We start from the raw sequence: 265 nt of genomic DNA, 5'->3' as shown, positions 1-265 counted from the left end.
ATGGTGGAGCTATGCGGGATCGAACCGCAGACCTCCTGCGTGCAAAGCAGGCGCTCTCCCAGCTGAGCTATAGCCCCATATGATGTAGTTAAACCTCATCCCCAATTCGTTTCCGGGCGCGGCGTGGTGAAGCGAAGCATACTGAAGTATGCGAGCTTTGCCACAACAAAGCACGGGAGCGAATTTGGTAGGCCTGAGTGGACTTGAACCACCGACCTCACCCTTATCAGGGGTGCGCTCTAACCACCTGAGCTACAAGCCTGTA

2 tRNA genes are annotated in these 265 nt (G+C 55.5%); both read right to left on the bottom strand.

Features of this window, described 5'->3' with window-relative positions:
- Position 1: 1 nt before the first annotated feature.
- Positions 2 to 77, bottom strand: a tRNA-Ala gene (locus OGV79_RS02305).
- 108 nt (positions 78 to 185) lie between these two features.
- Positions 186 to 262 (bottom strand) — tRNA-Ile (locus OGV79_RS02300).
- Positions 263 to 265 lie beyond the last annotated feature (3 nt).

This window comes from Citrobacter sp. CK185 (genome assembly GCF_030333565.1).
GTDB lineage: Bacteria > Pseudomonadota > Gammaproteobacteria > Enterobacterales > Enterobacteriaceae > Citrobacter_B > Citrobacter_B koseri.
Note: the sequence above shows the minus strand (reverse complement) of the source record. Positions and strands in the feature narration are given on the sequence as shown.